Origin of the sequence: Thermosynechococcus sp. PP555, assembly GCF_031583225.1 — a bacterium.
In the GTDB taxonomy this organism is placed as follows: Bacteria; Cyanobacteriota; Cyanobacteriia; order Thermosynechococcales; family Thermosynechococcaceae; genus Thermosynechococcus.
This window is the reverse complement of record NZ_CP134168.1, coordinates 1,355,700-1,380,060: the sequence shown is the minus strand read 5'-3', so window position 1 is coordinate 1,380,060 and position 24,361 is coordinate 1,355,700. Positions and strand designations below refer to the sequence as shown.

21 protein-coding genes are annotated in these 24,361 nt (G+C 53.7%); 16 read left to right on the top strand and 5 right to left on the bottom strand.

The annotated features are described in order from the left end of the window. Nucleotides 1-17: 17 nt before the first annotated feature. From RHH27_RS06645 to RHH27_RS06600, 10 genes are all read left to right on the top strand, one after another. Nucleotides 18-1,517 carry a DUF3352 domain-containing protein gene (locus RHH27_RS06645; protein WP_302677854.1) on the top strand — a complete coding sequence of 500 codons (1,500 nt, stop codon included), beginning with the start codon at nucleotides 18-20 and terminating at the stop codon, nucleotides 1,515-1,517. A 102-nt stretch (nucleotides 1,518-1,619) separates the two neighbouring features. Next, nucleotides 1,620-4,655: a phosphoenolpyruvate carboxylase gene (ppc, locus tag RHH27_RS06640; RefSeq protein WP_302677853.1), complete on the top strand. Its 3,036-nt coding sequence runs from the start codon at nucleotides 1,620-1,622 to the stop codon at nucleotides 4,653-4,655. Between the two features lie 6 nt (nucleotides 4,656-4,661). Beyond that, nucleotides 4,662-5,249, top strand: coding sequence for a Uma2 family endonuclease (locus RHH27_RS06635; RefSeq protein WP_302677852.1), 588 nt, complete (start codon nucleotides 4,662-4,664; stop codon nucleotides 5,247-5,249). A gap of 81 nt (nucleotides 5,250-5,330) precedes the next feature. Continuing rightward, nucleotides 5,331-6,590 (top strand): bifunctional glutamate N-acetyltransferase/amino-acid acetyltransferase ArgJ, encoded by a 1,260-nt coding sequence (argJ, locus tag RHH27_RS06630; RefSeq protein WP_206199484.1) that lies wholly within the window; start codon nucleotides 5,331-5,333, stop codon nucleotides 6,588-6,590. A 50-nt stretch (nucleotides 6,591-6,640) separates the two neighbouring features. After that, nucleotides 6,641-7,330, top strand: coding sequence for a response regulator transcription factor (locus RHH27_RS06625; RefSeq protein ID WP_149818035.1), 690 nt, complete (start codon nucleotides 6,641-6,643; stop codon nucleotides 7,328-7,330). A 37-nt stretch (nucleotides 7,331-7,367) separates the two neighbouring features. Further along, the gene (locus tag RHH27_RS06620; protein ID WP_302677851.1) at nucleotides 7,368-8,687 is read left to right on the top strand and encodes a cell wall metabolism sensor histidine kinase WalK; all 1,320 of its coding nucleotides are present in this window, start codon (nucleotides 7,368-7,370) and stop codon (nucleotides 8,685-8,687) included. 488 nt (nucleotides 8,688-9,175) lie between these two features. After that, the gene (locus RHH27_RS06615) at nucleotides 9,176-9,850 is read left to right on the top strand and encodes a Fe2+-dependent dioxygenase (RefSeq protein ID WP_302677850.1); all 675 of its coding nucleotides are present in this window, start codon (nucleotides 9,176-9,178) and stop codon (nucleotides 9,848-9,850) included. Nucleotides 9,851-9,901: 51 nt separating this feature from the next. Then, nucleotides 9,902-10,450 carry a PepSY domain-containing protein gene (locus RHH27_RS06610; RefSeq protein ID WP_302677849.1) on the top strand — a complete coding sequence of 183 codons (549 nt, stop codon included), beginning with the start codon at nucleotides 9,902-9,904 and terminating at the stop codon, nucleotides 10,448-10,450. A 333-nt stretch (nucleotides 10,451-10,783) separates the two neighbouring features. Beyond that, nucleotides 10,784-11,296 (top strand): flavodoxin FldA, encoded by a 513-nt coding sequence (fldA, locus tag RHH27_RS06605; RefSeq protein ID WP_302677848.1) that lies wholly within the window; start codon nucleotides 10,784-10,786, stop codon nucleotides 11,294-11,296. Nucleotides 11,297-11,381: 85 nt separating this feature from the next. Continuing rightward, entirely contained in the window at nucleotides 11,382-12,005 is a 624-nt protein-coding gene (locus RHH27_RS06600) for a Crp/Fnr family transcriptional regulator (RefSeq protein ID WP_302677847.1), read from the top strand. On the opposite strand, the gene sufD is transcribed toward RHH27_RS06600, so the two are convergent. Both sufD and sufC read right to left on the bottom strand, forming a co-directional pair. Further along, nucleotides 12,002-13,288 carry a Fe-S cluster assembly protein SufD gene (gene sufD / locus RHH27_RS06595; RefSeq protein ID WP_206199477.1) on the bottom strand — a complete coding sequence of 429 codons (1,287 nt, stop codon included), beginning with the start codon at nucleotides 13,286-13,288 and terminating at the stop codon, nucleotides 12,002-12,004. The two genes, RHH27_RS06600 and sufD, sit on opposite strands and share 4 nt — an antisense overlap. After that, on the bottom strand, nucleotides 13,285-14,067 hold the full coding sequence (gene sufC / locus RHH27_RS06590) for a Fe-S cluster assembly ATPase SufC (RefSeq protein WP_286626523.1): 783 nt from the start codon (nucleotides 14,065-14,067) through the stop codon (nucleotides 13,285-13,287). The genes sufD and sufC overlap by 4 nt, the downstream gene beginning before the upstream one ends. Before the next feature lie 151 nt (nucleotides 14,068-14,218). Here sufC and RHH27_RS06585 point away from each other — a divergent pair, with 151 nt between their 5' ends. Further along, nucleotides 14,219-15,871 (top strand): aldehyde dehydrogenase family protein, encoded by a 1,653-nt coding sequence (locus tag RHH27_RS06585; protein ID WP_302677846.1) that lies wholly within the window; start codon nucleotides 14,219-14,221, stop codon nucleotides 15,869-15,871. 2 nt (nucleotides 15,872-15,873) lie between these two features. On the opposite strand, the gene RHH27_RS06580 is transcribed toward RHH27_RS06585, so the two are convergent. The 3 genes from RHH27_RS06580 to crtR are packed head-to-tail and all read right to left on the bottom strand — an operon-like array spanning nucleotide 15,874 to nucleotide 19,026. Then, complete coding sequence (locus RHH27_RS06580) at nucleotides 15,874-17,112, bottom strand: endo-1,4-beta-xylanase (RefSeq protein ID WP_225901509.1); 1,239 nt, start codon at nucleotides 17,110-17,112, stop codon at nucleotides 15,874-15,876. A gap of 55 nt (nucleotides 17,113-17,167) precedes the next feature. Next, the gene (locus RHH27_RS06575) at nucleotides 17,168-18,127 is read right to left on the bottom strand and encodes an ABC transporter ATP-binding protein (protein ID WP_302677845.1); all 960 of its coding nucleotides are present in this window, start codon (nucleotides 18,125-18,127) and stop codon (nucleotides 17,168-17,170) included. 14 nt (nucleotides 18,128-18,141) lie between these two features. Then, nucleotides 18,142-19,026 (bottom strand): beta-carotene hydroxylase, encoded by an 885-nt coding sequence (gene crtR, locus RHH27_RS06570; protein WP_399364977.1) that lies wholly within the window; start codon nucleotides 19,024-19,026, stop codon nucleotides 18,142-18,144. 154 nt (nucleotides 19,027-19,180) lie between these two features. On the opposite strand from crtR, the gene recN reads away from it, so the two are divergent. The 5 genes from recN (at nucleotide 19,181) to csaB (ending at nucleotide 24,350) form a co-directional block, all read left to right on the top strand. Beyond that, nucleotides 19,181-20,899 (top strand): DNA repair protein RecN, encoded by a 1,719-nt coding sequence (gene recN, locus RHH27_RS06565; protein ID WP_302677844.1) that lies wholly within the window; start codon nucleotides 19,181-19,183, stop codon nucleotides 20,897-20,899. 67 nt (nucleotides 20,900-20,966) lie between these two features. Beyond that, nucleotides 20,967-21,332, top strand: coding sequence for a resolvase (locus RHH27_RS06560; protein ID WP_206199471.1), 366 nt, complete (start codon nucleotides 20,967-20,969; stop codon nucleotides 21,330-21,332). Nucleotides 21,333-21,373: 41 nt separating this feature from the next. Then, nucleotides 21,374-22,642: a histidine--tRNA ligase gene (gene hisS, locus RHH27_RS06555; protein WP_302677843.1), complete on the top strand. Its 1,269-nt coding sequence runs from the start codon at nucleotides 21,374-21,376 to the stop codon at nucleotides 22,640-22,642. Then, nucleotides 22,639-23,334, top strand: coding sequence for a sirohydrochlorin chelatase (locus tag RHH27_RS06550; protein ID WP_302677842.1), 696 nt, complete (start codon nucleotides 22,639-22,641; stop codon nucleotides 23,332-23,334). Before hisS ends, RHH27_RS06550 begins: the two co-directional genes overlap by 4 nt. Beyond that, nucleotides 23,331-24,350, top strand: a complete 1,020-nt coding sequence (gene csaB / locus RHH27_RS06545; RefSeq protein WP_302677841.1) for a polysaccharide pyruvyl transferase CsaB — start codon at nucleotides 23,331-23,333, stop codon at nucleotides 24,348-24,350. Before RHH27_RS06550 ends, csaB begins: the two co-directional genes overlap by 4 nt. Nucleotides 24,351-24,361 lie beyond the last annotated feature (11 nt).

Genomic DNA, 24,361 nt, shown 5'->3' with positions numbered 1-24,361 from the left:
CCACATTGAGGGCACTGATGCAACCGCACCATCGATCGCTATGGTCATCGTTTTTGGTCTTTATCCTCTGCTGGTTGGTTCTCACCTGTGGCCAGCCAGCCTTCGCTGCCGATAGCGATGACCTGATCTTTGTCCCCCGCCAAGCCCAGAGTGTCCTCAAGCTCAATCAACGTCCCAGTAGCGATCCGCTGCGTTTTTTGTGGGAGCGTTTTGGGGTATCCCAACTGGCTCATTGGGGTTGGTCGTGGTCTGAGGTTAGTACTTGGGTGGGAGAAGGGGTGACGGTTGCCCAGTTCCCCTGTTCTGAAGTGTGTCCATCCCCGCGGCAGTTGTGGGTTCTGCCCCTGAAGCGGCCAGATGCAGCAACGGCTTTCTTAGAGACCTACTGGCAGAGCCATCCTTTTGAGGCGCAAGTCTATCAAAATATCCCCCTCCAAGTGGGTAAGGATTTGGTGACGGCACGACTGGGCGATCGCCTGCTCCTCGCTGCCGATGTGGAGACCATGATCGCTAGCTTGGGGTCAGCAGTAACCGCGGATGGCAATCTGGCGGGTTTGAGCTTTTATCAAGCGGCGCGATCTCAATTAGACGCTCAACCTACGGCCCTCTACTATGCCAACCTGCAATCCCTAAGTCGTGAGGATCGTGAACTGGCACCCACCTACGATCGCCTGCTGTTGGCCGTGAAGGCGCAAAACAACGAGCTGCATCTGGAAACGCTGCTGCACCGCACCAGTGATCCGACACTAGCTGCTGATCCCCTTGACCTTGAGTTCCGCCGTGCCCAAGAACCGCTGCCGACGGTGGTGGTTGCGGGTTCCCACTTGCCAGAGGGCTATAGCCAACTCACCAAGGCTTTGGCAGACTACCGCTTTGGCAGAACGCCCCAAGGGGATGAGATTGCCAGCCAACTGCTGCGGGATTTGACAGGAGAGATACCCTTGGACGTGACGAGGCAAATTTTTCCCTTGGCCAGCGATCGCTTTAGCCTTGCCCTTTGGCGCCAAGGCGATGAACAGTGGCAATGGTGGTGGCAGACGCGCAATACCCCAGAGGCGGCAACTGTGCTGCAACAATTGGATGATCTTGCCCGCGCCAATGGCTATGAGGTGAATCGCTTGGTCTTGAATAAAGAACCCGTCACTGCTTGGGTGAAATTAATTCTTGACCCGCAGACCAGTGAAGGCTTGGTCTCTGATGTGGCCGCGGCCTATGAGCAACGGGGCGATCGCCTGATCTTGGCCTCCTCCCTATCGGTACTGTTCCCTAGCCAGCATAAAAAGGTGTCTTGGCTGCCGGAGAACCTCCTGCGACAGCGGCAAGGGATTCGTGGGTTGGTCTATGCCCGTTGGCCAGAGCTATTTGCTCCCTTGAGCCAGCGTTGGCCGCTACTTCAGTATCTCAATGGCATCAGTGCCGGCTGGCTGGAACGTCTGCAAAGCATGACTTTGGTGAATTATGGCGTGCGCGATCGCTTGCAACACCTAGAACTGATTCTCAGCAGCAAAAAAGATTAGAACTGTTAACAAATCCTTAATACGCCTGTTATCAATTGTTGTACTGCCCTGGCTCAGGATTGGGTAAAGTAGGGAGTATTATCTTTGCAGACTGGGGTAAATATGACATCAGTCCTCGATGCGACCAATCGCGATCGCTTGATTGAAAGTGAAAGTTTAGCAGCCCGCACCCTACAGGCACGTTTGCGACTGGTGGAAGAGGTCTTGGTAGATGTCTTGGCGGCAGAATCCGGTCAAGAATTGGTTGATCTATTGCGGCGCTTGGGTGCTCTCTCTTCGCCAGAAGGCCATGCGCTCCATGCCCCAGAAGGGGAACTGCTGAAGGTCATTGAATCCCTCGAACTCAATCAAGCGATCAGAGCAGCGCGTGCTTTTAACCTCTACTTTCAAATTATCAACATTGTCGAGCAGCACTACGAGCAACAATACAATCGCGAACGAGCTGCCCAAGAGGGACTGTGCCGCCGCAGTGTCATGAGTGAACCGATTTCCGGTGTCAGTGGTGAAGGCTTTCCCTTGCCCCATCATGCTGCCAATGCAACGGATGTGCGCAGTGGACCGAGTGAACGCCTAGAGCATAGTCTCTACGAAGCCATTCCCGCCACTCAGCAGTATGGTTCCTTTGCTTGGCTTTTTCCGCGGCTGCATACACTGAATGTACCGCCGCGCCATATTCAAAAGCTGCTGGATCAACTGGACATTAAGCTGGTCTTCACCGCTCACCCGACAGAGATTGTGCGGCAAACGATTCGTGATAAGCAGCGGCGGGTTGCCCGCTTACTCGAGCAACTGGATGTGCTAGAGGGGGCTTCTCCGCACCTGACGGATTGGGATGCCCAAACCCTGCGGGCACAACTGATGGAGGAAATTCGCCTCTGGTGGCGCACCGATGAGCTGCACCAATTTAAGCCCGAAGTGCTCGACGAGGTGGAATACACCCTGCACTACTTTAAGGAGGTGATTTTTGCTGTTATTCCCAAGCTCTATCGCCGCCTTGGGCAAGCCCTACAGGAAACCTTTCCCCAGCTACAGCCACCCCGCTGCAGCTTCTGTCGCTTTGGCTCTTGGGTGGGGGGCGATCGCGATGGCAATCCCTACGTCAAACCAGAAGTAACGTGGCAAACCGCCTGCTATCAGCGCAACCTAGTTCTTGAGGAATATATTAAGTCCGTTGAGCGGTTGATCAATCTGCTGAGTTTGTCCCTGCACTGGTGTGATGTGCTGCCGGATTTACTGGATTCCCTTGAGCAGGATCAACGGCAACTCCCTAGCGTCTATGACCAGTATGCCGTGCGCTATCGGCAGGAACCCTACCGTCTGAAACTCACCTATGTGCTCAAACGGCTGCAAAATACCCGCGATCGCAACCGAGCGCTGCAAACCTACTGTATTCGCCGCCATGAGGCCGAAGATCTCAACAGCGGTCAATTTTATCGCCATGGTCAAGATTTTTTAGCGGAGCTGCTGCTAATTCAGCGCAACCTCAAGGAAACGGGACTGGCCTGCCGCGAACTGGATGATTTGATTTGCCAAGTCGAGGTTTTTGGCTTTAATTTGGCAGCCTTGGATATTCGCCAAGAAAGCACCTGTCACGCTGAGGCGCTTAATGAAATTACCGCCTATTTGGGCATTCTCCCCTGTCCCTATACGGAATTGTCGGAAACGGAACGCACTCGCTGGCTCCTCAGTGAACTCTCAACCCGTCGCCCCTTGATTCCGGGGGAACTCCCCTTTAGCGATCGCACCAATGAAATCATTGAAACGTTCCGCATGGTGCGGCAACTTCAGCAAGAGTTTGGCACTGATCTGTGCAATACCTACATCATCAGCATGAGCCACGAGGTCAGTGATCTGTTGGAGGTGCTCCTCTTTGCCAAGGAGGCGGGGCTGTTTGATCCAGCCACAGGGACAAGTACCCTGCAGGCCATTCCCTTGTTTGAAACCGTTGAGGATCTCAAGCACGCCCCGGCGGTGTTGACGGAATTGTTTTCTCTCCCCTTTTGCCGCAGCTATCTAGGCAGTCATAGTACTCCCTTTTTACAGGAAGTGATGCTGGGGTATTCCGACAGCAACAAAGATTCTGGCTTCCTCAGTAGCAACTGGGAAATTTATAAGGCACAGCAGCGGCTCCAGAAAATTGCGGAAAACTTTGGCTTCCAACTGCGGATTTTCCACGGCCGGGGTGGCTCTGTGGGACGGGGGGGTGGGCCTGCCTACGCAGCCATTTTGGCACAGCCAGAGCAAACGATCAAAGGACGAATCAAGATTACGGAGCAGGGCGAGGTGCTGGCTTCTAAATACTCGTTGCCGGAATTGGCGCTCTTTAACCTCGAAACAGTGGCGACAGCGGTGATCCAAGCGAGTTTGCTGCGCAGTAGTATTGATGAAATTGAGCCTTGGCACGAGATTATGGAGGAGTTGGCCACGCGATCGCGCCAATGCTATCGCCATCTCATCTATGAGCAGCCAGAATTCATTGAATTCTTTAACGAAGTTACTCCGATTCAAGAAATTAGCCAACTGCAAATTAGCTCCCGACCCACGCGGCGGGGAGGTAAGAAAACCCTTGAGAGTTTGCGGGCAATTCCTTGGGTCTTTAGTTGGACGCAAACCCGTTTCCTGCTGCCGGCTTGGTATGGTGTGGGCACTGCCCTGAAGGAATTCCTTGAGGAAAAACCCGCTGAGCATCTCTCCCTGTTGCGCTACTTCTACTACAAATGGCCCTTTTTCCGCATGGTGATCTCCAAAGTTGAGATGACCCTTGCCAAAGTGGATCTAGAGATTGCCCGCTACTATGTCCAAGAACTCAGCCAACCCCAAAACCGTGAAGCCTTTTTCCGCCTCTACGATCAGATTGCTCAGGAACATCGCCTGACCACGGAATTGGTGCTCACGATTACTGGCCATCAGCGGCTGCTCGATGGCGATCCCGCCCTGCAGCGATCGGTGCAACTGCGCAATCGCACCATTGTTCCCTTGGGGTTCCTGCAAGTATCTCTCCTGAAACGGCTACGCCAGCACAACAGCCAAACCACCTCTGGGGCGATTCTCCGCTCCCGCTATGGCCGGGGTGAGTTGCTGCGGGGCGCTCTCTTGACGATCAATGGTGTGGCGGCAGGTATGCGCAATACGGGCTAAACAATCATGAACCCGACGACTCGCACATTAACACCATCCCCGCTGCACTTCCGCATTGAGGACTATCACCGTTTAGCTGAACTCGGCTTTTTGGGCGAGGATGATCCCATCGAATTAGTGCGGGGAGAACTGATTAAGATGGCGGCTAAGGGGACAGCCCACGAAACCTGTATCACCCGACTCCTGCGGGTCTTAATGCCAATGGTGGGTGAGCGGGCAACCCTACGCTGTCAATCGCCGATTGTAATTGCAGATCACAGTGAACCTGAGCCAGACATTACCCTTGTTGACAATCGGGAGGATGATTACGCCACGGCGCATCCAACAGCAGCGGCAGTGCAATTGCTAATTGAGGTGGCGGACTCTTCCCTAGAGTACGATCGCGCTGTGAAATTGATGCTCTATGCCGAGGCAGGGATTCCCCACTACTGGCTTTTTAACTTGGTGGATCGCACTCTCGAAGCCTATAGTGAACCAGCGCAAATTACACCGACAACCTTTGGGTATTTGAATCGGCGAATTGTGCCCGCGACGGGAGCGATCGCCCTGCCGATCACTGAACAACGGCTCCCCTTGAGTCGTATCTTCCCCTAGACTTCTGCAAAAACCGTTAATAGTGGCTGTTTTGGGAAAGACCCTTGATATAATCGCAACGATTCTCTTATTGACGACGCTATGAGCCACTGGCAACAGATTACGGGTGGTGTGACTGCCGCCAAAGGCTATCGAGCTGCGGGCATTGCGGCAGGACTGAAGGCTTCGGGGGCACTGGATTTGGCCTTGATTGTTTCCGATGTGCCGGCGATCGCCGCTGGGGTATTTACGACGAACCACATGTGTGCGGCACCTGTCACCTACTGTCGTCAGCGGTTACAAACGAAGGGAACAGCGCAGGCGATTTTGTGTAATTCCGGTCAGGCCAATGCGGCTACGGGAGAACAGGGCTGGCAGGCGGTTTTCGCCCAAGCAGATATGGTGGCAACGGCCTTGGGGGTAAGTCCAGAGATGGTGCTCGTGGCTTCGACGGGGGTCATTGGTCAACCCATTCCTCTTGAGAAAATGCGCCAAGCTCTACCGACACTGACAGCGAACTTGAGTGATGCAGGTGGAGATGCCGCGGCGCGGGCAATTATGACCACAGACTTGGTGCCCAAGCAAATTGCCCTCGAAGCCGAGTGGGAGGGGCAGCCCATTCGCATTGGCGGTATGGCCAAGGGGTCAGGGATGATTCACCCGAATCTGGCGACGATGCTGGCCTTTATTACCTGTGATGCTGCTGTGTCGCCCCCTCTGTGGCAGGAGATGCTCCAACGCGCCTGCGATCGCTCCTTCAATCAAATTACCGTTGATGGCGATACCAGCACCAATGACAGTGTGATTGCTTTGGCCAATGGACAATCGCGCACCCCTGCGATTACGGCGCCGGGCGCAGCAGCCAGCCGCCTTGAGGAAATGTTAACGGCGGTCTGTGTCCATTTAGCCAAGGCGATCGCCCGTGATGGCGAGGGGGCGACCTGTCTCATTGAAGTTCAGGTGAGTGGTGCCAGTGATGATGCCGCTGCCCGTCAAGTGGCCAGAACCATTGCGGGTTCAATGCTCGTCAAATCAGCCATCTATGGACGGGATCCCAACTGGGGACGCATTGCCGCCGCTGCTGGCCGCGCTGGGGTGCCCTTTGATGCCAGTAATCTGGCCATTTCCCTTGGGGGAATTGCCATGATGCGCCAAGGTCAACCCTTACCCTTCGATCGCGCCGCTGCCAATGCCTACTTAGTCAATCAAGCCGCCGCTAGTAGCGATCCCAGTGGCCAGCAGTCCCTCGAACAGCCGGTGGTGATTGAAGTCAGTATTGGTCATGGCAGTGGTCGAGGTGTCGCTTGGGGCTGTGATCTCAGCTATGATTACGTTAAAATTAATGCCGAGTACACCACCTAGTCCTACAGCTGGGCAACGAACACAGGGGTGTCCCCACGCCGCCGGCCTTAATGAAAATTTTAATTGTTGAAGACGATCAAACCATCGCCAACTTAATTGCCGAATCCCTAGCCCATCAGCGCTACACCCCTGAAGTGGTACATGATGCCGAATCAGCTCTTGAGTATTTAGAGGCCACTGCCTTTGACCTACTGATTTTAGATCTGGGCTTACCGCGCATGGACGGCCTAAGACTGTGCCAAATCCTTCGCCAGAGAGCCTACCAGCTGCCTATTTTGATCCTAACGGCTCGAGACACCAGTACTGACAAAGTCATGGGTCTTGATGCCGGCGCCGATGACTACCTAGTCAAGCCCTTTGATCTGGCTGAACTGTTGGCCAGGGTACGTGCCCTACTGAGGCGTCAGTCGTTACCATTTTCCTCTGTTCTTAGGTGGGGCGCCCTCACCCTGTATCTAGACAAAGCCAAAGTCACCTATAACAACCAAGAGCTCCAGCTGACCCCCAAAGAGTATGCCATTTTGGAGGTGTTGTTGCGTAACGGCAGTCGCATCCTTAGCCGCTCAGCAATTATCGATCATGCGTGGTCATTGGAGGAAGTGCCAGGGGAAGAAGCCGTTAAAGTACACTTAAAGAGACTGCGGCACAAACTGAACGCAGGCGGAGCTCCTCCTAATTTTATTGAAACTGTCTATGGTTTTGGCTATCGGCTTAATCCCAACTTTGAATCGCCGAGTTAGCAATCTGCGGCATCGCCTATTTTTTATATACTTTTTGGTGATTACTGGAATTTTATCTATCTCTTCATTCTCAATTTACTCTCTGATTGTTTATGACCGCTACAATCAACTCGACGATCATCTAAAAGAAGTAGGCACCCAGTCTGCAAATATCTTGGAAATCCTGCAGCACGAGTATGAAGAGTTAAAGAAAGAACCAAAATATAAAGGGTATGTTCCTAAAAATGTTTCAGGAGACTTGCAACCAATTACAGTTTCTCAATTAATGGGCAAGTATTATTTTGAGTCTGTCTATGAAGTCATGACAAACTTCCCCAGTCATTTTTCTCAGAGTGTTCAATGGTATGACAAGGATAAGAAATTAATTGTTTATGAAGGCAGAAGGATGGACAAAGTGAGTATACCGAATCATCTTTCTGACGCTGGAACAATTGTCAAAGAAGATCAATATCGCTATTTCTTTCTGCCGGTATATGCCAGAGCAAACAAAATGGAGCCTCATCGCCAAGCCATTGGCTATGTCTGTGTCATAGAATCAACCGCTGAGTTAGATCGGGAGCTAGAATACTTAAAATCTATCTTTCTATTGAATATCCTCGGCATTAGTATGATTACGCTTTTGGCAGCATTTTGGTTAACTAATCAAAGTCTTCAACCGATTCTCATTTCACTCAATCAATTAAAACAATTCACTGCAGATGCCTCCCATCAATTGCGACATCCCCTAACGGCAATTCAATCTTCGATTTCCTTGCTAGAGCAATACTCCAAGAATCTTGAACCATCCCAATCAAATAAATTCAAAGTAATTTTATCCGCCTGTTACCAGATGAATACCTTGATCAATCAGCTATTGCTTCTAGCGCGTATGGATCATCATAAACTTGATCAGAGTCAATGGGTCAATGTTGACTTGGATGAGCTATTGGAGTCACTCGTTGAGCTACAGTACGATCGCGCTAAGAAGAAACAGATTCATCTGACCTATCACTGTGATACCAATGCCTATGTCTATGGCAATCCTGAACAAATTTATGAGATTTTTAGCAATCTTTTGGATAATGCGCTTCACTATACCCCTAGCCATGGGGCTGTAACCATTAACCTCAAAAAAAGGGGGGCGTTTGCGATTGTTGAGGTTCAGGATACTGGCATCGGTATTCCTCCCGAAGACATCTGCCAAGTGTTTAATCGCTTTTGGCGTTCTCAGGAGGCACAGTTGTACCATGCCCAAGGCTCAGGGTTAGGTTTAGCAGTGGTGAAGGCGCTGGTTGAGCACTATGGGGGCACGGTAGACGTCCAGAGTCAGCGGCATCAGGGAACCACCTTTACAGTCAAGCTCCTCGCCCGCTCCTAAGTACAGCAACCTTCCCTAGATTGTTACTTTTCTTGAGCACAATCATAGAGTAAAAGCCCATTGAACAAGGAGCAACCTATGAATAGTTACGGTTCAAAAGCCCTCTGCCTATTTGTCTCCCTAGGATTGGCAAGCACAATGGCGAGTTGCAGCAATCTCAGTGCCGGTAATGAAGAGGGAGGGGTGTCCTATGAGTTCCCAGCGCCGGCTGCCAGCGCTTCTGCTGTCGCTGCTACGAAAAACCGAACCATTGGCTCCAGCATTTACCTGATGGCCGAAGGAGGTGAATGGGGCGAAGGCGAGGAAGGTGGAGAGGGTCGTTATCGACGCCGACGCTGGTGGTCCTATTCCCATTCGTAAAGTTAGAGCAGGAAGTCCGAATTCCGAGGTGAGGAATCTACAGCCTTCAGGCCGGGGAGGATGTCAACCTTGTTTTTCCTCCCCCCAAGTTGTTGTCTTTATGGGTCAGCCCCTAGGAAAGCAAGCCAATGCTACTGCAAGTCCATCAAGTCTTAACCTCTGAAGAACTGCATCGCCTAAATGTCATCCTTGAGTCAGGGGTCTTTGTAGATGGCAAATTGACTGCCGGGCTCTATGCAAAAACGGTTAAAGACAATCAACAATTGGCGCAAGACAGTGAGGCGTATGCGCTGGCTTCAGAAATCGTGCTTGCAGCCTTAACAAGAAATCATCTCTTCCAAGCCTATCTGCAACCTAAGGTCATCCGTCCCATCCTTTTTAGCCGCTACGAACCCGGCATGGTCTATGGCAGCCACATGGATAATGCCCTAATGGGTAGCGGTGAGCAGTTGAGTCGCTCTGATGTGTCCCTCACCCTCTTTCTGAGTGATCCTTGTACCTATGAAGGGGGAGCCTTGGTTCTCGATACCAGTTTGGGCGAACAGTCCTTTAGGTTGCCTGCGGGCTCAATGATTGCGTATCCAGCCATCTTTTTGCATCGAGTGGAACCGCTGAGTCAGGGTGTTCGCCTTGTAGCAGTCACATGGGTGCAAAGTTTAATTCGCGATCCCTTGGAACGAGAACTGCTGTTTGAACTGGATACTGTTCGCCGCAGCATTTTTGAAAAACAGGGGAAAACCATTGAGTTTGACCTGCTCTGCAAGGTGCACGCCAATTTACTGCGCAAATGGGCAGATGTTTAAGCCAAGGTATTCCTTTCAGGAATCTACTGAGTTGAATGGAGACGGGCGAGAATGAAAATACGTCAACTGCATCGTCAAGTCGCGATCGCGCTGTGGCTGCCCTTGGGGTTAACGATGTGGACAGGCTTGGCCTATCGGTTGGGTCGCAGTTGGTTAGGACTATCCAAAGACTTTGGCAAATTGATGATGACAATCCATACGGGCGCCTTTTTGGGGGAGTCCTTCAGTTTGCTCTATGTGCTCTGCTTGGGCTTAGGGGTGGTCGTACTGACCGTCAGTGGTTTTAGGTTAATCAATCCCAGACGACTCAAGCAGTACCACCGGCTGGCTCAGCCAAGCAGCAGCCTGAGACTCATCCATCAGTATGGAGCTATTGTTGTCTTGCTGCCGCTTTTGGTGAGTGCCATCACAGGAGTTGCTTACCACTTGAGTCAACAGTGGCTGCATTTGCCAAAACAGCGGCTGGCTGTCTTACTCCAGATCCATGAAGGAGCCTATTTGGGTGTTGCCTTCAAGCCTCTCTACATCTTGGCGCTCAGTGGCGTCTTGCTCCTGATGTTTTTAACGGGCTGGAAAATGCGCGGTAAGCGCTTCGGGTGATCTCGCCAGCAGCACCGCCTAGATGGTGGGGATCGCTTACTCAGATTCCTAAGAACCTTCTGCCCTTGGTTGGCCTCTTGACCATAGCTGCTTCAGTACAAGGGAGCTTTGATTGCCAACTACGACGACTCCATTGAGGGCACAATCGGTGCTGAACAGAGGCTCGAAATTTTTGGACGATCAACAGCGAGTCTTCTAAAACAGGTTTCCAGTTGAAATAAATTTGCAATAATAAATAGGGGAGCACGACAGTGTTCACAGGCTCCCCAATCCTGCCGATCGCCCCAGAACATCCTAGGAGAACGCCAGCAAAAATTTACGAGGATGTTATCGATGGCAACAATTGGCTTATTTTATGGAACCCAAACTGGCAACACCCAGATGATTGCAGAGAAAATCCAGTCCGCCTTTGCCAATGCTGCGGTGGTAGAACTGCATGATATAGCATCAGCAAGTCCCTCTGACTTTGAGGCCTACGATCGTCTGATTATCGGCTGTCCAACGTGGAATGTGGGCGAACTTCAAGCCGACTGGGAGGGCTTTTACGAGGAGCTAGACAGCATTGATTTCACTGGCAAAAAAGTGGCCTACTTTGGCGCAGGAGATCAAGTGGGCTATGCTGACAACTTTGGCGATGCCATTGGTATTCTTGAGGCAAAAATTAGTGAACGGGGTGGTGAGACGGTAGGATACTGGTCAACGGCGGGGTATGAATTCAATGCCTCCCAAGCGCTGCGGGGAGATCGGTTTGTGGGTCTACTCATTGATGAAGACAACCAGTCCGATCTTACGGATCAACGCGTTCAGCAGTGGGTCGCACAACTCAAGCAAGAGTTTGGTCTCTAGACGGTTTTGGGGCAACTCAGTGAATGCGGGGTTGCCTCTCTTTTGAATTTTGATAATAGTAATCATTCCGTTTTTGGGTATGGGAATGATGTCCGTCCCCCTCTACACACCTATTGATCCAGCCACAACTGTGGCGAAAGCCTACCCAGCTTTTGAGCTAGGCCGCAATGCATCCCTCGTGCTGCGGGAGCGTGTTTGGCTGATTCAAACAGGGATTATTGAGATCAACCTCGTCGACAGCGACGGCAACCTCTGTTTTATTGGGTTAGGGACGGCGGGAATGGCCGTTTGTGGCTCCCCTGATCTTTGCTATGAAATACAGGCGCTAAGCCCAAGTCGCCTCCTCTCATTTACGGCCGCTGAGGTACACGCATCTGCCCACTTACCACGCCTCATTTGCGAGGGGCAACAGTATCGGCAGTACTACAGTGATCTGTTACTGAAGGCCGGTCATTATCCCACTGCTGTGCAGCGATTGTATGAAGTTTTAGTGGTTTTGGGGCAAATGATTGGCGTCAGCACCCCCGCGGGTGTTCGTCTCCCTGTGCGGCTCACCCATGCCCAACTGTCCCGCTACACAGGCATTACTCGGGTAACCGTAACCCGCTTGCTCCACCAACTGCGTCAGCAACAGCAGCTCCGCTGGGGGCGCGATCGCCACCTGATTCTTCTTGGCCAAGATTCATGCTGCCCAAAGAACAGGGGTTAGTGTAGCTTAGCCAAGAGCGCCGCTTCCACTTCCTGCTGCAGGGGCTCGGGTTGAAGATCCGTCAGTTGTTCAAGGGCAAAGGCCTTGACCAGCAAATCCTGCGCTTGGCTCACCTCTAGACCCCGACTGCGCAGATAGAACAGATCCTCGCTGGCCAGTTGACTCACCGTGGCACCATGGGAGCACTTGACGTTGTCGGCAACAATCTCCAATTGAGGCTTGGTATCAATACGCGCTTTGTCCGAAAGCAGCAGGGTGCGGTTCAGTTGACTGGCATCGGTTAGTTGGGCAACCTGTGGCACAACAATACGGCCATTAAAAATGCCGTGGGCGCGATCGCCAAGAATGCACTTGTGAATCTGTTCACTGCCGCTATGGGGAGCATTAAAGAACACTGCCGAGTGGGTGTCCATAATTTGGCTATCCATGGCGATCGCCAGTCCCTTCAGGATTGTCTGGCTGCCACTGCCTTGGATCTGCACCTGCCAATTGTGGCGGCTCAAGCATCCCCCCAAATCAACGGCGTGCCCCTCGTAGTCACTGTCTTGGGCTTGGCACACCGCTGTACAGCCAATGTGAATCGCCGTTGGTGATTGGTGTTGAATCCGCACATGGCGCAGGCGGGCACTGGCGCCTAGGGAGAGTTCCGTGACACTGTTGGTGAACTGTTGATCGCCCGTGAGGGACAAAAAGCGTTCAATTAGGGTAGCTTGACCGTGGGCAGCCACTTCAACCGAGAGGCGCGGTGAAACAACGCTCTGCTGCTGCCGACTACTGACACAGAACACCTCCACAGGTTCAGGGAGAGTCCCCGATAGACGCAGACAAACCCGATCCGCAAGCATGGCGGTATTGAGATCACTAAAGACCTCTGGGGGCGCGATCGCTGGTAGGGAAGGGGGCAATAGCTCAACCCCAGCGGCATTCACACGGGAGAGTTCTCCGCAAAAATAGCCATCAATCAGAACAATTTGGGCAACGGTTGGAAAGCTGCGCTCACACAGCAGATGCCGCACTTCGGCAACAATTTCTGGATTGAGGGGGGCAATGGGGGCTTGGAAGGATCGCGTCCGTAAAGCCGATAAATCCGTAAAGCGCCAATCCTCATCGCGGGGGGTGGGCAAGGTTTGCTCATGGAGGCGATCGCGGGCCGCTTGCCGCAGGGATTCTAACTCAGCATGGCGCGGGGGCGGTGCGCAGTTTAATAGATCATTGAGTTCATTCGTGCGACTGGCCTTGGGCAGATCCGCTTGATCGGAATTGGCGTTGACTGTAATGGTCATGATACAGCCCCCTCCTCTTCGCGAACCCAGTCATAGCCCCGCGCTTCCAGTTCTAGGGCCAGTTCCTTCGACCCTGTGAGGATAATCCGACCCCCCTCCATCACATGGACATAGTCAGGCACGATATAGTCCAGCAGCCGTTGATAGTGGGTAATCAGGAGAATGCAGTTATCGGGACGAGTCAGTTGGTTGACCCCATTGGCGACAATGCGCAGGGCATCAATATCAAGCCCAGAGTCGGTTTCATCGAGAATGGCTAGAGTCGGCTCCAGCAGAGCCATTTGCAGAATTTCGTTGCGCTTTTTCTCGCCGCCAGAGAAGCCCTCATTCACCCCGCGATTGAGGAAGCCTTCATCCAACTTCACCAGTTCAATTTTCTGTCGCACGAGATCATCAAAGTCAAAGGCATCCAGTTCCTCGAGACCTTGATGCTTGCGCTTGGCGTTGTAGGCCACCCGCAAAAAGTCGAGATTGCTCACCCCCGGAATTTCAAGGGGGTATTGAAACGCCAAAAAGACGCCTTCACGGGCACGCTCTTCAGGGGGCAAGTCCAAGAGATTCTTGCCTTTGTAGAGCACTTCGCCACCAGTTACGGTGTAGTCGGGATGACCCGCGAGAATTTTTGAGAAGGTGCTTTTGCCGGAGCCATTGGGACCCATGATGGCGTGAATTTCCCCAGCGCGAATCGTCAAGTTCAGGCCTTTGAGAATGGGGGTGTCCTCCACACTGGCCGTTAACTCTCGAACTTCTAAAATGACTTCGCTGTCGGGACGAATCACGCCTTACCTCCCTTGCATCGTTCATAATTTTTTAATGTAGCGCAGCGGGCTGGCGATCGCGATTGAGTTTCTTGGCAGAGGAGTATTGACGACAACAGTACACCGGCACCGCTGTCAAACCATGCCCACAGGAGAAAATCAACCACCTTTTATGACACTCTCAACAACCACCATTCCCGAACTGGAACGCCTCCATCAGCAGGCCAGCCGCTGGCAATGCCTCGCACCGCGAGAGCGCATGGGCTATCTTCAAGCCATGAAGACCCTTGCCCGTCGCCATGCTCCAGAATGGGTGACCTTGGCCTGTCAAATCAAAGGTATTGACCCCCAGGGGGTTTGGGCAGGGGAAGAATGGACAACAGGCCCTTTGGGCTTAATTCTCAAGCTCGATCACTATCTCCATGCCCTGCGTCACGAGGCAACTCCTCCAGTGCCGCGCTGGCGAACTGCCCCCAGTGGTCAGGCGATCGCTGACATTCTGCCGCGCAATTGGCAAGAGCGTTTACTTTGGTTTGGGGTGAAAGCCGAAGTTTGGCTCCAACCCGATCAACCCCCAAGTCAGGGCAGTGCTTACCGTAACCCACCGCCGCCGGGGGTCGCTGTGGTGCTGGGGGCGGGCAATATCACATCATTGTGCTTGGCGGATGCCCTCTATCAACTGGTGGCGGCCAATCGAGTGGCACTACTGAAGATGAATCCCCTCTTGGCGCCTTTGACGGAGTGTTTTCGCAAGATTTGTGCGCCCTTAATTGAGGCGGGTTTCCTTGAGATTGTTGAAGGAGATGCCGCCCTAGGGGAAGCCCTCTGCCATCATCCATTGACGCAGCACATTCATATTACTGGGTCCCACCACACCTACAATCGTCTAGTTTGGGGGGAAACCGCTGCAGAACAGGCCATTCGCAAAGCCCGCCAACAACGGAAGCTGACCAAACCCGTGACAGCAGAATTGGGAAATGTCACTCCCCTGTTGATCGTTCCCGGCGAATGGACAGCAGCAGAACTGACCTACCAAGCCCGCCAAGTGGCCAGTGCCCTTGTCCATAACGCCAGCTTTAACTGCATTGGGGCGCAAATCCTCGTCACGGCTGCGGGATGGCCCCAGCGAGAGGCATTCCTCAACACCCTGAAGGCACAACTGCAAGCGATTCCCCCTCGCCCTGCCTATTATCCGGGCGCGATCGCCCGCTATGAGTCGTTTCTGGCGGATTATCCCCAAGCCACAGTGCTGAGTCCCGCTGTCGAAGGCACGATTCCCTGGACCCTGATTGAAGGCCTCACCCCCACGGCCAATCCCCGCATTTTCCAAGAGGAGGTCTTCTGTGGTCTGTTGGCAGAGGTGCAATTGCCCGTTAGCGATGCCGCCGCCTACCTCACCACTGCCGTGCCCTTTGTCAATGAGCGGCTCTGGGGTACCCTCGGCTGTAGTCTAATCGTTGATCCGCGTACTGAGGCCAGCTATGCAGACGTGCTGGAACAGGCGATCGCCCAATTGCGCTATGGTTCTATTGCCATCAATGCATGGGTTTCCTTGGCCTATGGGTTGGGCTGTACCCCTTGGGGAGCCTTTCCTGGACATACACCAGCGGCCATTGGTTCTGGGGTGGGCGTGGTTCACAATAGCTTTCTGTTTGACTATCCCGAAAAAGCCGTGGTTCGTGTTCCCTTCCAGTTACCGGTCACGCCCCCTTGGTTCTATGGCCATCGCAGCCTACCCCAACTGGCGCAGGCGGTCATGGACATTTACGCTGGCGGCAATCCCTTGGGTTGGCTGTCCCTCTTGATGGCGGCGATGCGGGGCTAGGCTCATAGCCGAACGGTGACGGTTTTCCCCCCTTGAGGCAGTGTCAACTCCTGTGTGCGGGTTTGGCCTTGGGCTGTCACTGTTAGGCGATAGCGACCAAGATAGCCGCGTCCTTGCCATTGGCCTTGGGCATTGGTTTGACCCGTCACCCTTGTCCACCAGTCCTCAAAAAGGAGTTTGCGGTAGGCGATCGCCGCTGGCTTGGCGGAAAAGTCTTGGCGATAGAGTCCGGCTTGGGGACGCCAATGGTTCCCCGCCCAAAAGCCCCAAAGCAAAATTTCCTTGACTGCGGGGTGGGCAAAACCAATGCGGTAAATTTGGCGCAGGGTCTGGGCCTGCTGTTGTTCGTCCGCCAAACTCACACTCACTTCGGTAATTTTCAAGGGCAGATTGAACTGGGCGAGGGTATCGAGGGCACGCTGCATTTTGGCCTCATCCAAGGGATATTCCAGATGGGCTTGAATACCGATCCCGCCAAGGGGAACCCCTTGCGCCAAGAGACGACGAATCTGCTCAACATAGTCATTCAGGCGATCGCCCTCAATGATGCCGTAGTCGTTGACATAGAGAATCGCATCGGGATTGCCCTCACGGCACCATGCAAACATCTCTTTGACAATGCCCTCACCCAAGCGACTGCGGAAAAAATTGCCATGGAGCATCTCATTGTTGACATCAAATTCGTTGATCCGACCGCGATAGTGGCGACACACGGCAATGGCATGGTTTTTCACCGCTGCGCGCAATTGCTCTGGTGGCAGTGTTTTCAGCCATGGGGGATTAAACTGCTCTACTTCCCAAAAAAGGGTATGCCCCCGCATTGGCCAGCCTTGGGCCTGCACCCAGCTGAAAATGGTGTCAGCCATGGTAAAGTCCAGCTTGCCCTGCTCTGGCTCCAATTGATACCACTTGAGGGCATTTTCATGAACCGCCGCATTGAAGTTTGCCTGAGCCGTTTGTTTGTACCAAGGCGCAGCCGCGGGTGGGGAGGGGCGAAACATCTCGGTGTCAAGGGCAACGCCAAAGGGAAAGGCATGGCTTTGCTGCAGCAGTTGGATGCGGGCATGGGGAATCGGACGGCCTTGGCCATTCTCAACAACGACGGTGAGGGGCGCCTGTCGCAATTGCTCAATTTGCTGGCTGAGGGCATCAGTGGCCACAGAAGAGGCAGAGGTACCACAGGCAACCACTAAAAGAGCGGCCAAGCAACTCAACCAGAGAAAACGGCGCCAGTTCAGCATGAATCAATCCTTAGATCACTAGAGCTTCAGACGGATTGTCGCTATCCTAAGCTCCCTAATGGGTCACTTGAATCCCCTGTTGACGCAGTTGTTCGACAAAAAACTCTTCGAGGGTGGGGCGCGCAAGGCGCAGTTGGAGGATTTTGCCGCCCATCTCTTCAACGAGGGTGAGGAAGCGTTGGAGGGGAATTTTGATCACGCCTTGCCAGCGATCGCCCTGAATTTCTAAGGAATAGAGCCATTCCTGAAGGCCATCCACATGACCGCCTTTGCCCACCACGTGATAAGCTTCGCTACTGCCAAGGAGTTCATCCACACCGCCTGCGCAAATCAATTGCCCTTGCGCCAAAATACCAATGCGATCGCAAATGGCCTCGACATCCGCCAGCACATGGCTATTAAAGAAGATAGTCTTACCCTGCTGTTTTAAAGAAAGAATGATCTCGCGAATTTGGTAGCGGCCAAGGGGGTCGAGACCCGACATGGGTTCGTCCAAAAAGACCACTTCGGGATCGTTAATCAGGGCTTGCGCCAATCCTACCCGCTGCACCATCCCCTTCGAGTAGCGGCGCATTTGCTTTTTGCGGGCATCCTTGAGGTTGAGGCCCACCATTTCCAACAGCAGAGGAATGCGTTCCTTGCGGGTGGCAGCACTGAGGCCAAAGAGTCCCGCCGTAAACTCTAGAAACTCCCAAGCGGTTAAATAGTCGTAAAAGTAGGGATTTTCCGGCAGGTAGCCAATCCGCTGTCGCACAGCGCGATCGCCCAAGGGATGTCCCAGCAGCGTACCCTGCCCTGCACTGGGTTGCACTAGCCCCAAGAGAATCTTCAGCAGGGTGGTTTTACCGGCACCATTGGGTCCCAGCAGGCCAAAGGTTTCCCCTTGGTGCACTTGCAGCGAGACAGACTTGAGGGGCGTGAGCACCGTCCGCAGCCAAAATCCGCTACGGTAGGACTTTTGTAAGTTCTCAACCGCCACCACAGGGGGGCGATCGCCCGCAGCGTCAGCCAGCATATCGGAGATTCACCTCAGGAAGAACGAGGGCGATGGAAATGCAAACCCACCAAAGCATCATAGAGAAAGGGCAAGAAATTCCCTGGTTCCAATATACCAAGGGTTTGTTTGCAGCCGTGGGCATCGAGAAGCGGTTTAACGGCGTAGTAGGCCGGCTGCACTTTGTACCAAGGAATATTCGGCCAGAGGTGATGGATGAGGTGATAGTTTTGGCCAAAAATGAGAATGTTCAGGAGGCGACTGGGATAGACCCGCGCATTGTGCCAGCGATCGCGCTCGGTATGGGGACGATGGGGAAAATAGTCAAAAAATAGCCCCAACATCAGACCCACCACCCCAGCGGGCAAAAACCAATAGTTGAGCACGTAGTCTAAATAGCCATTAAGCGCCGCAAAGGTGACAATGCCCACCAGCGTCAAGCGACTGAGAAACCACTCTAGGAGTTCGTACTTCCGCCAAAGCTGCCGCTTAAAAAAGAAAACCTCGTGGTAGAAAAAGCGGGGCGCGATTAGCCACAGGGGACCCCCTTTGGAAACATAATGGTCGGGATCGTTTTCGGGATCATTGACATGGGCATGGTGCTGCATGTGCACCCGCGTAAAGACAGGGAAAACAAAGCCCAACATCAGGGCACTGCCATGACCCATAATTGCATTCATGATGCGGTTACTGTGGGCAACATTGTGGGAGGCATCGTGGATTACTGTGCCCATGAGGTGCAAGGCCAGCATATTGGCCACAAATGAGACCCAGCCCGGCCAGTGACCCTGAAAGTAGCCCCAAGTGGATAGAATGGCGATCGCAAATGCGGCAAAAAACATCACTAAAGTGGGATTAAAGCCCACTGGTGGACCTAAAAATTCCTTGGGAACCGTGGCCGGGATCGCTGCCTCCGTGATCATCCGCGCGGTCGCTCCTCACATTGTTGCAAAATGTTACCTTCATACTATGTAGGCTAATCAGCGGTACAAAATCAAGTCGCACGATCCCAAAAGTGGGTCACCGCCCTTTGCTCAAGGATGGCCCTAGAACCGTTGCTCTAGTGGAGCCACAATGCTACAAACGCTGCGGATTCAGAACTTTGCCCTCGTTGCGGAGCTAGAGGTGACCTTTCAGCGGGGGTTGAATGTCCTCACGGGGGAAACGGGGGCAGGCAAGTCGATTCTCCTCGATGCCATTGATGCTCTCCTTGGGGGGAAGCTCTCGGCGCGGCAATTGCGATCGGGGACAGAGCAGGGCTGTATCGAAGCTATTTTCACCCTGACCCCCCCAGTGAGAGACTGGCTGGCCACCCTAGAAATTGATGCTGAAGGGGATGAGGTGATCTGTAGCCGCGAGTTTAGTCTCAAGGGGGAAACCTTTCGCAGTCGCAGCCGGGTCAATGGTGTGCTAGTGAATCGCCAGCAACTTCAGGAATTGCGGCGGCACCTTGTGCGCCTGACAGCTCAAGGACAGGCAGTGCAACTGGCCAGCGCTTCTCAACAGCGGGATTGGCTCGATCGCTATGGGGGCGAGGCCTTAATGAGCCAGCGGCAGCGGGTGGCAGACGCCTACCGAGTATGGCAACAACGGCAACGGGAATTGCAGGATTTTGCCGCTCAGGAACAGCAACGGCTCCAGCGACTCGACTTACTGCACTTTCAACTGCAAGAACTGCTGCCGGCTGCCCTAGACGACCCTGAAGAACTGACCCAATTGCAACAGGATTACCAACGCCTCAGCCATGTGCAGGAACTGCAAAGCCAAAGCCAACAGGCCTATTACCTCCTCTACGAAGGGGAACCCAGTGTGGTGACGTTGCTGGCGCAAGCCCAAGGGGCACTGCAATCCATTGTCGACTGGGATCCAGCGCTTCAGCCGATGAGCGAATTGTTAGAGGGGGCGATCGCCCACACCGAAGAAGCCGCCCGCCAACTGCGCAGTTATGCTGATCGCCTCGATGCGGATCCAGCTACGCTCGATGCCCTAGCTCAGCGCATTCACCAATTACAACGCCTGTGTCGCAAGTATGGCTCTGATTTGGCCAGTGTTATTGCCTATCGCGATCGCATCCAAGCAGAATTAGCAGCCCTGAGTCAACAATCCATCAGCCAAGAGCGCCTAGCGGCAGAAGTTGCCCAACTGCGGCAGGCCCTTGAACAAGCCAGTGCTGAACTTCACGAATTACGACTAAGGGCGGCAGAACGCCTCGAACAAGACCTCCTTACCCACCTTTGCCCCCTTGGACTTCCCCAAGCCCGTTTTACTGTGCAGTTGACGACCACAGAAGCCAGTAGTAGCGGCAGTGATGAGATTACCTTTCTCTGGAGCGCCAACCCCGGTCAACCCCTGCAACCCCTTGGGGAGGTGGCCTCTGGCGGTGAAATGAGCCGATTTTTACTGGCGTTGGAGACCTGCTTGACGACACAGCAAACACCGAAAACGTTGATTTTTGATGAAATTGATGTCGGGGTCTCTGGCCGCGTCGCGGGGGCGATCGCCGAGAGTTTAAGCCGATTGGGGCAAACCCATCAGGTGTTGTGCGTTACCCATCAATCCTTGATTGCGGCAGCGGCTAATCATCACTATTTGGTGCAAAAGGACATTGATCCCAGTACCGCCACAACGGTAATTCGTGTGCAATACTTAACCAGTGAGGCACGTGTCCAAGCCCTTGCGGATTTAGCGGGGGGCGATCGCTCGGCAATGGCACTGTCATTTGCCAGTGGCCTATTGGCACAGCAACAACGCCCCTTTCCGCCTAGCGCCAAAGGAATTAGCATGAAAACCTAACGATTTGATGTCCATATCCTTACAGTAAAATAAGTTTGATAGCAACATTACCGTTTGGCCGTTCTCAATGCAGCGTTCTTCCTATCCTGCCGGGGGGGATGAGTTAATGACCATTGATCAAGTGCAGCAAACTCTCCGCCGCTCCCGTGCGTCTATTTATCGTTATGTCAACACCAATCATGAAACCATGAATCCCCCCTTTGATCCCCAACGCCTCAATCCAGAGCATCGCAAAAGCCGTCGTGAACCGCTGCTGTTTCACCCCAATGAAGTGGCTCGTTTTGCCCGTGACGTGATGGGCATTACCACCCTCCAAGTGGAATTAAAAACCACGCCCCCCAATCCGACAGATGATCTCCTCAAGGAAATTCTCGGGGAATTAAAGCACATTCGCGAGGTTCTAGAGCGGGTGGAGAAGTTACTAGGAAGCTAGGCAGGTATAATACGTCTGTTTCATTTGCGCATTGACCACACATGGGTTTGCAAGCACCACGGGGAACTCGCGATATTTTGCCCGCTGAGCGGGTCTATTGGCAGTATTTAGAAACCATTGCTCGCCAGATTTTAGATCGCGCTGCCTACCGCGAAATTTGCACTCCCATTTTTGAGCAAACCCCTCTGTTTGAGCGGGGCATTGGCGAAGCCACCGATATTGTCAGTAAGGAAATGTACACCTTTAGCGATCGCGCTCAACGGTCGCTGACGCTGCGGCCAGAGGGCACGGCGGGGGTGGTGCGCGCCTATATTGAACATGGTTTGCACAGCCAAGGGGGCGTCCAACGCCTGTGGTACCTAGGGCCCATGTTTCGCTACGAGCGGCCACAGTCCGGTCGCTATCGCCAGTTTCACCAGTTGGGGGTGGAAGTTTTAGGCAGTGCCGATCCCCGTGCCGATGCCGAAGTCATTGCTGTGGCTTTAGATATTTTGCAGGCCTTGGGACTGAAGGAGTTAACCCTGATGCTCAACTCCGTGGGCGATCGCGAGGATCGCAGTGAATATCGTCAGGCCTTGGTGGATTACCTCACCCCCTACAAAGCAGAGTTAGACCCCGATTCCCAAGAACGCCTCCACCGCAACCCCCTGCGCATCCTCGATAGCAAAGACCCTCACACCCAAGCGATTGTTAAGGAAGCGCCGCGGCTGTTGGACTATCTCAGTCCGCGATCGCGCGACCATTTTGAGCAGGTGCAATCCCTCTTGCAGGATCTGGGCATCCGCTACCAGATAAATCCTGCCCTTGTGCGCGGCCTCGACTACTATACCCATACCGCCTTTGAATTTCAGGATTTGCGTTTGGGCAACGAGGGAACCGTCTGTGGAGGGGGGCGCTACGATCACCTTGTCGAGGAATTAGGGGGACCTGCCACCCCCGCCATTGGTTGGGCGATGGGACTGGAACGGTTGATTTTACTCCTGCGCGATCGCCCGTTGCCGCCGCGTGATCAACCCTACCTTTATATGGTGACCCGTGGCAAAGCTGCCGAACGCCAAGGCCTGATTTTGGCACAGCAATTGCGGCATCAAGGCTATACCGTAGAAATGGATCTCAGCGGCAGTGCCTTTGGTAAACAGGTCAAACGCGCCGATCGCGTCGGTGCCACCGTTTGTTTGGTGATTGGCGAGAGCGAAGCGGCCGATGGCACAGTACAGCTGAAGTGGCTGGCCTCTGGGGAACAGGTCTTGGTACCGCAACAGGAACTGTTGAGCGAAACTTGGCGATCGCGCTTTTCTGCCCCATCATGATGGCCTATTTTCTCATTAGCCACGGCAGTCCTGCCCCTGAGCCACAGGCGGCAATGGCCTTTTTGTGTCAGCAACTCACCCGCCTAGGAATGGTGGGCTGGGGCACCCTTGAGGAAGAACCACTACCTAACAAGATTCAGGAATTCAGTGGCCAAGCGCAACGTCAAGGCGCTCAGCGGGTAGTCATCCTACCCCTGTTTTTACTACCGGGCAACCATGTGGTGGTGGATCTGCCGCAGGCGATCGCGAGTACTGACTCGCCTTTACCTTTAGAACTATTGACCTTCTTAGGGGGGCAACCCCTGTTTCAAGCGTGGTTACGGCAGGCGATCGCCGATGCAGCCGCCGATATTCTCCTTGGCCACGGCAGTCGTCGGCCTGAAGTTCACCCTTGGTTTGAGGAACTGTGTCAGACCTGTGGTGTGCGTCCAGCGCTGCTGACCGAAGTGGGAAGTTTAGACCATGCCATTGAGAGGCGGATGGCTCAGGGGTATACCAGTAGCAAAATTTATGGCTACTTTCTCTTTGGCGGTAAAACCGTTGATCAGGTTCACAGCCAACTGGCGACATTGCAAGTCAGGTATCCCCACCACGCTGTTTCCTTGGTGCCAGCCATTCAACCTACCTCCGCCTTGATCAACGTTCTTCAAGACATTCTTCAGGCAGTGCCGCTAGTGGAGCCTGTCGCATGAGTCAAGTCTTTCTCTGTGGCTACTACGGCTATGGCAATGCCGGGGATGAAGCCCTCTTGGCAACGCTCCTCGAACAGTTGCCGCCCCACGTTTCACCGGTTGTCCTCAGCGGCAATCCTACAGCCACAGCAGCCCGCTATGGCGTTGCTACCTGCGATCGCCGCCAGTGGCCAAAGGTGCTGCGCACCCTACAACAGAGCCAAGCCTTCATTTGGGGTGGTGGGAGCCTCATTCAGGATGTCACCAGTTGGCGCAGCCCCCTCTATTACCTTGGTTTGATGACCCTTGCACAGCGCTTTGGCTGTCGCACTATTGCTTGGGCACAGGGGATTGGCCCTCTGCGATCGCCTTTCTATCGTTGGTGGACACGGGCCCTTCTGCGGCGTTGTCTTGCAGTCACGGTGCGCGATTCTGGGTCAGCGGCTCTCTTGCGGCAGTGGGGCATTCCCCATCAACAGGGTGCCGATCCCGTGTGGCTGATGTCAGCCCGTCCTGTGCTACCTCCCAAGGACAAGGCACCCATTGCTGTGTGTTTACGTCCCCATCGACACCTCACGGGCGATCGCTGGCAGCTTCTGAAAATGGCCTTGCGGCAGTGGCAGGCAGAGACGGGGGTACCGCTTTTGCTGTTGCCCTTTCAGCCCCAACAGGATTTGCCCTTGGCTGAGGATCTCTATGGGGCATTAGTCCCTGAGCAGACGCAACTCGTGTCCTGTGAGGATCCCCGCGAGATGAAGGGACTGTTGGCGACAACGGCGGGGGCGATCGCCATGCGCCTCCATGCCCTGATCATGGCGGCTAGTGTGGGTTGTCGCTGTTTTGCCCTCAGTTATGATCCCAAGGTGAGTTACCTCATGGCCGATACGGGTATGGCGGGGGTTGAACTAGCAGCATTGCCCCCTGACCCCACTGCCTTGATCCACCAATGGCAACACACCTTCACAGCCCCCGTGCCCGACTATCAACCCTACCTGCAATCGGCTGCGGTTCACAAGGCAGTACTGAATCTCCTCTAGGCCAGCCCTTC